The sequence below is a fragment of the Corallococcus sp. 4LFB genome (assembly GCF_046520365.1).
Classification (GTDB): domain Bacteria; phylum Myxococcota; class Myxococcia; order Myxococcales; family Myxococcaceae; genus Corallococcus; species Corallococcus caeni.
On the sequence record NZ_JBKGHJ010000320.1, the window covers coordinates 1 to 10,326 of the forward strand.

8 protein-coding genes and 2 pseudogenes are annotated in these 10,326 nt (G+C 72.2%); 6 read left to right on the forward strand and 4 right to left on the reverse strand.

What is annotated here, in order from left to right; translation table 11 throughout:
- Positions 1-812, forward strand: a pseudogene (locus ACLEQD_RS28320) (M20/M25/M40 family metallo-hydrolase); the annotation flags it as partial.
- Positions 813-861: 49 nt separating this feature from the next.
- On the opposite strand, the gene ACLEQD_RS28325 reads toward ACLEQD_RS28320, so the two are convergent.
- Both ACLEQD_RS28325 and ACLEQD_RS28330 read right to left on the reverse strand, forming a co-directional pair.
- A complete protein-coding gene (locus tag ACLEQD_RS28325; RefSeq protein WP_410388224.1) occupies positions 862-1,137 on the reverse strand; it encodes a hypothetical protein in 276 nt (91 codons plus the stop codon).
- Positions 1,134-2,618: an MDR family MFS transporter gene (locus ACLEQD_RS28330; RefSeq protein ID WP_410388226.1), complete on the reverse strand. Its 1,485-nt coding sequence runs from the start codon at positions 2,616-2,618 to the stop codon at positions 1,134-1,136. The genes ACLEQD_RS28325 and ACLEQD_RS28330 overlap by 4 nt, the downstream gene beginning before the upstream one ends.
- Before the next feature lie 437 nt (positions 2,619-3,055).
- Here ACLEQD_RS28330 and ACLEQD_RS28335 point away from each other — a divergent pair, with 437 nt between their 5' ends.
- The 5 genes from ACLEQD_RS28335 to ACLEQD_RS28355 all read left to right on the forward strand — a co-directional run bounded on the left by ACLEQD_RS28335 (position 3,056) and on the right by ACLEQD_RS28355 (position 9,590).
- Positions 3,056-4,831: a lysyl oxidase family protein gene (locus ACLEQD_RS28335; RefSeq protein ID WP_410388228.1), complete on the forward strand. Its 1,776-nt coding sequence runs from the start codon at positions 3,056-3,058 to the stop codon at positions 4,829-4,831.
- Positions 4,832-4,937: 106 nt separating this feature from the next.
- A complete protein-coding gene (locus tag ACLEQD_RS28340) occupies positions 4,938-5,822 on the forward strand; it encodes an FG-GAP repeat domain-containing protein (protein WP_410388229.1) in 885 nt (294 codons plus the stop codon).
- On the forward strand, positions 5,780-6,964 hold the full coding sequence (locus tag ACLEQD_RS28345; RefSeq protein WP_410388231.1) for a lysyl oxidase family protein: 1,185 nt from the start codon (positions 5,780-5,782) through the stop codon (positions 6,962-6,964). The genes ACLEQD_RS28340 and ACLEQD_RS28345 overlap by 43 nt, the downstream gene beginning before the upstream one ends.
- 151 nt (positions 6,965-7,115) lie before the next feature.
- Positions 7,116-8,342, forward strand: a complete 1,227-nt coding sequence (locus ACLEQD_RS28350) for an ABC transporter permease (protein WP_410388233.1) — start codon at positions 7,116-7,118, stop codon at positions 8,340-8,342.
- A gap of 27 nt (positions 8,343-8,369) precedes the next feature.
- Entirely contained in the window at positions 8,370-9,590 is a 1,221-nt protein-coding gene (locus ACLEQD_RS28355; RefSeq protein ID WP_410388235.1) for an ABC transporter permease, read from the forward strand.
- Between the two features lie 90 nt (positions 9,591-9,680).
- Here ACLEQD_RS28355 and ACLEQD_RS28360 read toward each other — a convergent pair whose 3' ends face one another.
- Positions 9,681-9,854 carry a hypothetical protein gene (locus tag ACLEQD_RS28360; protein WP_014392946.1) on the reverse strand — a complete coding sequence of 58 codons (174 nt, stop codon included), beginning with the start codon at positions 9,852-9,854 and terminating at the stop codon, positions 9,681-9,683.
- Positions 9,855-10,020: 166 nt separating this feature from the next.
- Positions 10,021-10,326, reverse strand: a pseudogene (locus ACLEQD_RS28365) (hypothetical protein); the annotation flags it as partial.

The window sequence follows — 10,326 nt, forward strand, 5'->3', positions numbered from 1 at the left end:
CACACCGGGGCCACGCGCTTCGAAGAGGGCGGCCCGCGCCTGCCCGCGGCGGCGGTGTCCGTGGAGGACGCGCTGACGCTGCACCGGATGCTCCAGGGCGGGGCGGTGAAGGTGCGGCTGGTGCTGGGGTGCTCGGAGCTGCCGGAGGCGGACTCGTCCAACGTGGTGGCGGAGGTGCGGGGCCGCGAGAAGCCGGACGAGGTGGTGCTGCTGGGCGCGCACCTGGACTCGTGGGACGTGGGCACGGGCGCGCACGACGACGGCGCGGGCGTGGTGATGGTGATGGAGGCCGCGCGGCTCATCGCGAAGCTGCCCAGGCGCCCCGGCGCACGGTGCGCGTGGTGCTCTTCATGAACGAGGAGAACGGCCTGCGCGGAGGCCGCGCGTACGCGGAGGCGCACGCGAAGGAGCTGCCCAGGCACGTGGCCGCCATCGAGATGGACGCGGGCGGCGGGCGGCCCCTGGGCGTGAGCCTGCACGCGGGGCCGGGCGGTGAGGCGCTGCTGCGGCCGTGGATGGCGCCGCTGGAGGGGCTGGGCGCGGCCCAGTTCCTGGTGGGGCACGCGACGGGCGCGGACTTGAGCCCCATGGAGCCCGCGCACGTGCCCTTCGTGGGCGTGCGCGTGGACAGCAGCCGCTACTTCGACGTGCACCACTCCATGGCGGACACGCTGGACAAGGTGGACCCGCAGGACCTGTCGCGCAGCACCGCGGCGGTGACGTGGATGGCGTACGCGCTGGCGGAGGCGCCGGGCACGCTCGCGCGTCCCACCGCGCCGGAGGCGGACGTGACGCCGCCGGGGAAGAAGTAGGGCGCCCGGGCGGAAGCCGCCCCGCGCGGCGATGCGGAAGGCGGGGGCGCTACGCCTCCGCCGGGGCCTTGCGCGGCCCGCCCTCGCGGAGCGGCAGCTCCGGAAGCAGCAGCGTGACGAACAGGGCCGCCAGCGCTACGAGGATGGCGAAGCGGTACACCGCCATCGTCGCGCGGGTGAAGGACTCCTTGAGCGCGCGCTCCACGTGGTCCACGGTGGACAGCGCGCGGGCCTCGTCCGCGTCCACGCGCGCGCGGGCCTCGGGTCCTTCCCGCAGGGCCTGCCGCCGTTCCTCCTCGAAGCCCTCCCTCAGCCTCGCCTTCACCTGCTCCGGCTGGAACCGCTGGCCCTGCGGCGCGCCTCGCCGCCCAGACCTCCCGGCGCGGACGCGCGCAGCTCCCGTTGCACGTCCGGGGGCAGTCCGCGCGTGGCCTGCCGCGTGCGCGCGTGCAGCTCCCGGCCCAGCGTGCCCGCGAACACGGTGCCCAGCAGCGCCACGCCCACCGTCATGCCCAGCTGCCGGAAGAACGTGGTCGCGGACGTGGCCACGCCAATGCGCCGCTGCGGCACGGCGTTCTGCACCGCCACGGTGTAGAGCGGGATGGACGGGCCCAGGCCCAGGCCCACCAGCACCATCTTCACCGTGACCTCCGCCTGGCTGGAGTCGGGCGTCAGCGTGAAGCCCATCACCGCGAAGCCGCCCATGAGGAACAAGAGCGCCCCCACCATCAGCGCCTTGTAGCGGCCCATCCGCGACACCAGCTGCCCGGACAGCACGTTGCCCGCCACCACGCCCAGCGTCAGCGGCGTGAGCGTCAGCCCGGAGTGCGTCGCGGACAGCCCCACCACGTTCACCATGAACAGCGGCAGGAAGGTGACGGACGCCAGGAACACCGCGCCAATGGTGAACACCGCCGCGTTGCCCACGGAGAACGCGCGCAGGCGGAACAGCGACGGCTCCAGCAGCGGCTCCTTCGCGTGGCGCTCCCGCCACACGAAGAGCCCCAGGCCCACCGCCGACAGCGCGAACAGCCCCAGGATGGGCGCGGAGCCCCACGCGAACCCTCCCGCCCGGGGCGTCGCCGCGCCATGGCCCAGGCTGAGCGCGAGCAAGAGCGGCACCACGCCCACCGCCAGCGCCGCCGCGCCCGCGAGGTCCAGCCTCCCGCCGTGCACGCCCTCCGGCTTGAGCGGCGGCATGCGCAGGAAGATGAGCGCCAGCGCGAGCGCGCCCACCGGCAGGTTGATGAAGAACACCCAGTGCCAGCCCAGCGCGTCGGTGATGAAGCCGCCGGCCAGCGGGCCAACGACGCTGGACAGGCCGAACACCGCGCCGAACAGGCCCTGGTACTTGCCCCGGTCGCGCGGGGGGAAGAGGTCCGCCACCACCGCCAGGGAGCCGGTGAAGAGGGCCGCGCTGCCCAGCCCCTGCACCGCGCGGCAGAGGACGAGCGCGAGCGTGGAGCGGGACGCGCCGCACAGGAAGCTGCCGGTGAGGAACACGGCGATGCCCGCCACCAGCACCGCGCGGCGGCCCAGCAGGTCCGACAGCTTGCCCCACACGGGCACCATCATCGTGGAGGCCACCAGGTACGCGGTGGTGAGCCACGGGTAGTGCTCCGGCGCGATGTGGAGGTCCGCCTGGATGGTGGGCCCCGCCGTGGCGACGATGGTCTGATCCAACGCCGCCAGCAGCAGCCCCAGGAGCGCCCCCGCCAGCGTGAACGCCTTCTGGGCGCGGCTGAACCGCTCGGACGCCGGCGCGGCGTGGGGCTGCGGGACGGTGTCGGCGGCGGTCTCAGCCATGGCGCGCATGCATCCGCGCGAATCTGGGGATGGCGGTGGAGGCTGGCCATGCCCGCCTGCTTGGCTGCCCTGTCTCCAGGAATCCCCCGTGAATGGCGGCGCGCGGAAGGCGTCAGGGGGCAAGGGCTTTCCAGGCCCTGGGCGCGCGGCCCTATCCTCCGGCCCCTTCAAGGCGGGACGAGCCCGGCCCGCGGCCGTGTCCTGCCCGAGGAGTGACGCATGCGGATCCATGGAGCGCTGGCCTGCGCCGGAGCGCTGTTCCTGACGGCGGGCTGCAAGGGCGACCCGAAGCCCCAGCCCGACGCGGGAGCGCCGGACGCCGGAGCCGACGCGGCTCCCAGGGCGACGCCGGCACCGCCGGGCCCACCCTCTCCGAGACGCCGCGCTGGCAGGTGGAGGGGGACGGCCTGGAGCCGAAGGAGTGCTTCGGCCGGAGCGTGGCGCTGGGCGACGTCAACGGCGACGGCCTCCAGGACCTGCTCGTGGCCTCACCGCCGTGCACGAGCGGCCCCACGAACCCCGGCCGCGTGATGGTGTACCCGAGGCAGGCGTCCTCCTTCTCGAAGACGCCCGTCATGGCGAAGCTGTCCTGGGTGCACCCCAGCCCGCGCACGTCGGGCTACCAGCTGACGGTGGCCACGGGCGACATCGACGGGGACGCGTACGCGGACGTGGTGGTGAAGGGCTACTACGGCGTCAGCGTGTTCAAGGGCGGGCCGGACCTGTCCCAGGTGTTCGCCCAGCCGGTGTTCCGCGCGCCGGACTCCAGCACCCTGCGCTTCGGCAGCGCGCGGCTGCTGGACCTGGACGGGGATGGGCTGGACGACCTGGTCGTCACGACCTTCTCCGGCAGCACCACGGTCTACCGCGCGACGCCCGGCGGGACGGCCCCCTTCACCAACGTGCGCGTGCTGTCCGGCTACGCGTCGCCCGCGGGGGACACCGACGGGGACGGCGCCCAGGACCTGTTCCTCACCCTGCTCGACGAGGCGAACAGCTACGGCCTCTTCCTGGGATGCAAGGCGGACAGCACGCGCGCGTGTGATGGGCCGCTCACCACGCAGCCGGTGTGGAGGGGCACGGCGGAGGGCATGAGGTCCATTCCGGACCTGAGCGGGGATGGCCGTCCGGAGCTGATCGCATCGCTCAGGGGCAGCGTGCGCCTGCACCTGTCGGACGCCTCCGTCCAGGGCTACTCCGCCACGCCCGCGTGGCAGCTGATGGACGACCCGGCCTTCCCCAGCGTGGCCGTCCAGGCGCTCCCCGTGGGCGCCATGGCCAAGGGCGGCACGGGCCACGACTTCGTCCTCACCGCGCTGGGCCGCGTGTACCTCTTCCGCCCCACGGCGAACGTGTCCGGCCCGCTGGAGCCCGTCTGGGCGTGGCCGCGCGCCAACCGCCTGCTGCCCCAGACGATGCTGGGCTTCAGCCTCCCCAGCGTGGCGAGCCCCGGCGACCTGGACGGGGACGGATTCGACGACCTGGTGGTGGGCCTCTCGCAGGAGAACGACGGCACGCGCGCGCCGGGCCGGGTGGTGGTGTACGGCGGCGGCGCGGTGCCGGACTCAGGGGAACCCGCGCCCGCGCTGGCTCCGACGAAGACGTGCAACCTCCAGGTGGATCCGGTCAACGGCAAGCCGGACCTCACGGTGGACCGGGACGTCCTCGCCCGCACGCTCTACATCGAGCGGCGCTCCTTCACGGCGGACTCCTGCGAGGTGCGCGAGGGCTGCGTGCCCGCGGGCGGTGAGCGGCGCCTCCTGCGCTTCACCACCTCCATCATGAACCTGGGCACGGGCCCGCTGGTGGTGCCCTCGCCGGAGGAGCGGCCGGACCTCTTCGTCTACGACGAGTGCCACGACCACCACCACCTGACGAACTTCGCTGGCTACGACCTGAAGGACGCCTCCGGAAACTCGCTGTCGGTGGGGCGCAAGCAGGGCTTCTACATGGTCGACTTCACCCAGTACTGCGCGGACGGCACCCCGTTCGCCTGGTACGACCCGGGCACGGGCATCTCCCCGGGCTGGTCGGACGTCTACACCGCGGACACCGCCTGCCAGTGGCTGGACGTCACGGACACCCCGGACGGCGACTACACCGTGCGCGTGGGCGTGGATGAGAACCACATCATCGACGAGCTCGACGCGCTGCCCAACGAGGCCACCGTCAAGGTGCGGCTGAAGGGGGACACCGTGACCGTGCTGCCCTGAGGCGGCGCGAAGAAGTCCGCGCGCATCGTTTCCTGGCGAAGGGGCTCCTTGGGCACAGGAACGAGGCCGGTGGAAGGCCGGCCGGTTCATTCCCGGGGAGCGATACATGCGGATGCGGTTCGCGCGGTCTTTCGCGGTGGTGGGGCTGCTGGTCCTGACAGGCTGCAAGGATGATCCGAAGCCCCCACCCGATGCCGGCACGCCGGACGCGGGCCCGGGGGATGATGGCGGCACCTCCGTCAGTCCCACCCTCTCCGAGACGCCGCGCTGGCAGGTGACCGGCGACGGCACGAACCCCCACGAGTGCTTCGGCCGCACCGTGGCGCTGGGCGACGTCAACGGCGATGGGCGCAAGGACCTGCTGGTGACGTCCGCGCCCTGCGCGAGCACCATGACGGACCCCGGCCGCGTGATGGTGTACGCGGGCGAGGCGCGCGACTTCTCGACGACGCCCGTCACCACGACCATGACGTGGGTGCACCCCAGCCCCCGCGCCTCCAGCTACAAGATGACGGTGAGCACGGGCGACCTTGACGGGGACGCGTACGCGGACGTGCTCGTCGCCACCTCCTTCGGCGTCAGCGTCTTCAAGGGCGGACCGGACCTGTCCCAGGTGTTGACCCAGCCGGTGTTCCGCGCGCCGGACTCCACCACCGTCCGCTTCAGCGGCGCGCGGCTCTTGGACCTGGACGGGGACGGGAAGGACGAGCTCGCCGTCTCCACGCTCGCCGGGGAGCTCACCGTGTACCGGGCGACGCCGGGGGCACCGGAGGGGGCCTTCACCGCCGTGCGCACGTTGACCGGCGTCCCCAGCCCGGCGGGAGACGCCGACGGGGACGGGGTCCAGGACCTGGCCGTGACCCACAACGACTCCACGGTGGAGCTCTTCCTGGGCTGCAAGGCGGGCAGCGCTCGCGTCTGTGAAGGGCCGCTCACGGCCCAGCCCGTGTGGACGGGCCAGGCCGAGTCCTTCGCCGCGCTGCCGACCTGAACGGAGACGGCCGCTCGGAGGCGCTGCTGCTCCTGAACGGCAGCCAGCGCCTGCACCTGTCCGACGCCGCGAGCCCCGGCTACGCGCCGCAGGTCACCTGGCAGCCCATGGACGACGCGGCCTTCCCCCTCTTCGGCCAGTCCTTCCTCACCTTCAGCAAGACCGTCGCCCCCGTGGGCGCCATGGTGGAGGGTGGCACGGGCCACGACTTCGTCATCGGCGCCGTGGGCCGCGCGTACCTCTTCCGCCCCACCGCGAACGTGTCCGGCCCGCTGGAGCCCGTCTGGGCGTGGCCGCGCGCCAACCGGCTCGCCCCCCAGACGTCCATGGGCACCGACTACCTGGGCCTGGCCTCCGCGGGCGACCTGGACGGGGACGGGTACGACGACCTGGTGGTGGGCGTGTCCTCGGGACTCAGCGGCACGCCCTCGGGCGGCAGCGGCACGGCCGCCCTGGGCCGGGTGGTGGTGTACGGCGGCGGCGCGGTGCCGGACTCAGGGGAACCCGCGCCCGCGCTGGCTCCGACGAAGACGTGCAACCTCCAGGTGGATCCGGTCAACGGCAAGCCGGACCTCACGGTGGACCGGGACGTCCTCGCCCGCACGCTCTACATCGAGCGGCGCTCCTTCACGGCGGACTCCTGCGAGGTGCGCGAGGGCTGCGTGCCCGCGGGCGGTGAGCGGCGCCTCCTGCGCTTCACCACCTCCATCATGAACCTGGGCACGGGCCCGCTGGTGGTGCCCTCGCCGGAGGAGCGGCCGGACCTCTTCGTCTACGACGAGTGCCACGACCACCACCACCTGACGAACTTCGCTGGCTACGACCTGAAGGACGCCTCCGGAAACTCGCTGTCGGTGGGGCGCAAGCAGGGCTTCTACATGGTCGACTTCACCCAGTACTGCGCGGACGGCACCCCGTTCGCCTGGTACGACCCGGGCACGGGCATCTCGCCGGGCTGGTCGGACGTCTACACCGCGGACCTGCCCTGCCAGTGGCTGGACGTCACCGACACCCCGGACGGCGAGTACACCGTGCGCGTGGGCGTGGATGAGAACCACATCGTGGACGAAGCGGACGCGCTGCCCAACGAGGTCACCGTCAAGGTGCGCCTGACCGGTGACACGGTGACCGTGCTGCCCTGAAACCGGGAAACCCCGCCGTGGAGCGGGCGCCCGGCGAAGGCGCGTGCAATGGGCGGCCTTCCTGGGCGTAGAGTGGCTGACGCGGCCCGGCCGCCGGGGAGCCTTCCCGGTGCGCCAGGCCGCGCGGCTTCCAGCGTGAAGGGGTGGTTTCGTGAACTTCCGGGTCGACGTGTGGGAGGGGGCGCGCATCGCGCTGACCTCGCTGCGCTCCAACCGGCTGCGGACGGTGCTCACCACGGTGGGTATCGGCGTGGGCGTGTGCACCCTGCTGGCCATCGTCGGCATCATCCAGGGGCTGAACAGCTCCTTCGCCGACCAGCTCAACAAGATTGGCTCCAACACGCTCCAGGTGTCCAAGTTCCCCTGGGTGATGAACGGGGACTGGTGGGCGTACCGCAACCGCAAGGCGCTCTCGCTGGACCTGGCGAACCCGCTGCGCAACGCCTCCGAGCACGTGGTCGCGGTGGCCCCCATGATGTTCGTCAACGCGGAGGTGGCCTTCCAGAACCGGAAGATCGCCTCCGTGCAGACCATGGGCACCAGCCCGGACTACGCCATGACGTCCTCGGTGGAGATGGGCCAGGGCCGCTTCCTCACGCAGGCGGACGTGGACAACCGCTCCGCCGTCGTGGTGATTGGCGCGGAGGTGGGCAAGGTGCTCTTCCCGGGCATCAACCCCGTGGGCCACCGCATCCTCGTGGACCGCCGCCCCTACCGCGTCGCGGGCGTCATCGTGGAGCGCGGCACCGTGCTGGGCCAGAACGTGGACCTGGTGGTGATGCTGCCGTACCCCGCGTTCCAGGGGCACTTCGGCACCCAGCGCGACGTGAACTTCGTCCTCGCGGTGGACCAGCAGGAGAACGTGCCCCGCGTGCAGGACCGGCTCACGGAGACGCTGCGCCGCGAACGCAACACCAAGCCCGGCGCGCCGGACGACTTCGCCATCAACCGGCCGGACCAGCTGGCCAACATGTACAAGCAGCTCACCGGCGCGCTCTACGGCGCGGCCACGGGCGTGGGCCTCATCACGCTGCTGGTGGGCGGCATCGGCATCATGAACATCATGCTGGTGTCCGTGCGCGAAAGGACGCGGGAGATCGGCGTCCGCCGGGCGCTGGGCGCGCGCAAGCACACCATCATCCTCCAGTTCCTCATGGAGGCGGCCAGCGTCTCCGCGGTGGGCGGCGCGCTGGGCACCGCGGTGGGCATGACCCTCGCGTGGCTGGTGAACTACCTCACGCCCCTGGCGGCGGCGGTGCAGCCCCTGACGGTGGTGCTGGGCGTGGGCTTCTCCGCCGTGGTGGGCCTGCTGTTCGGCATCTGGCCGGCGGCGCGCGCCGCGAACCTGGACCCCGTGGAAGCGCTCCGCCACGACTAGGCGCGAGCGGGAGACCTGACCATGTGGATGGCTTTCTGGGACACGGTGCGGCTGGCGTTCGGCACGTTCCGCTCCAACCCCCTGCGCTCCTTCCTGACGCTGCTGGGCATCGTCATCGGCGTCACCACCGTGGTGTCCATGATGTCCCTCATCGAGGGGCTCAAGAACCAGGTGAACAACCAGATGTCGGAGCTGGGCAGCGACTGCTTCCAGGTGCAGCGGCTGCCCTTCGGCCAGGGCCAGCTGTCCGTCGCGGAGCTCGCGCGCCGGCCGCGCCTCACCTACGCGGACCTGGACGCCATCCGCTCGCAGCCCTCCATCGCGCGGGCGGCCGGTGAGGACTCCAAGGGCGGCCAGAAGGCCTCCACCGCCGAGCGCGAGTCGCGCCCCAACGTGAACGTCTGGGCGGGCACGGCGGAGTACTTCTACACGAACGCGGTGAGCCTCGACACCGGCCGGCCCTTCACCGACGCGGAGTTCGTGGACGGGCGGCGCGTGGCGGTGATTGGCAAGGACCTGGCGGACACGCTGTGGCCCGGGCTGGATCCCCTGGGCCGCGAGTTCCGCATGCTGGGGCGCACCTTCCAGGTGGTGGGCACGCTCAAGCGCCGGGGCGGGTTCCTGGGCGGCGGCAGCCAGGACAACCAGGCCATGATTCCCCTGTCCACGTTCGCGTCCATGTTCGGCGTGCGCGACTTCCGCATCAGCATCCAGGCCACGTCCCCGGAGGTCCTCCAGCGCGCCCAGGATGAAGTGACGCTGCTCATGCGCCGCCGCCACGGGCTCAAGCCGCACGAACCGGACGACTTCTTCCTCTACAACAACGCCTCCGCCACGGAGATGTTCAACAACCTCTCCTCCGCGGTGTCCGCCGCCAGCTTCGGCGTGTGCATCCTGTCGCTGCTGGTGGGCGGCATCGGCATCCTGAACATCATGCTGGTCGCCGTGACGGAGCGGACGCGGGAGATTGGCATCCGCAAGGCGCTGGGCGCCAAGCGCTACCGCATCCTCGCGCAGTTCGCGCTGGAGGCGGTGGTGCTGTCGCTGGTGGGCGGCGCGGTGGGCGTGGCGCTGGGCGCGGGCCTGGCGCACCTGGCCCGGTGGATGATCAACCTCCCCACGGAGGTCCCCCTGTGGTCCGTGGTGGTGTCGCTGGTCATGAGCTGCGGGGTGGGCCTGCTCTTCGGCATCTATCCGGCGGCGCGCGCGGCGAAGCTGGACCCCGTGGAGGCGATGCGCTCGGAGTAGCGCGCACGCGCGCCGCGGGCAGGAAGAAGGCCCCGACCCGGCATGAAGCGGGTGGGGCCTTTTTACATCACGGTCGTGGCCGGCCCGGGACTACGGGCAGGGGTACGTACAGGTGATCTGCCCGGTGATGGGGTTCTTGAAACACGTGGGCGTGCAGTCCTGCGCGTCGGCGGAGGACGGCGTGGCGGCGATGCCCAGGCCCATCACGGTGGCGGCGGCGGCGAGGACGAAGGCGATGCGACGGACGTTCTTGCGAGCCTGCATGGTGTCGTCTCCTTGCGTGGTGTTTGCGCTGCACGGAGCACTCTAGGGACGGGGACTGACAACACCAGCGCCAATGGCTCGGGCTCGGGCGCTGGCGCGGAGGGCGGGGCGCCGAGGTGCCGCACACGGGAGGAAAATTGAAACGCCGGTGCGGCGAAACGACGCGTCAATGCCTGGGAGTGGGGGTGCGGCTCCACTGATAGCCAACGGTGGCGCCAGAGCCGATGAGCGACAGCGCGAGGTAGCGGCGCAGGAAGTCCAGCCGTTCGCTGGAGCCGGCCAGGTGCCGCAGGCCCTCATGCGCGGCGATGCCCAGCAGCATCCCCACCGTCGCGCCGCCGAGCGCGCCCAGGTACGCGCGGCCGCGATCCTGGCTGTCGCCGAACGCGACCTCGCCCATGCCCCAGGTGCCGAGCGCGGCGACGGGAGGCGTGACGACCATGGCGGCGCCGAACGCGCCCACCTCCAGCTC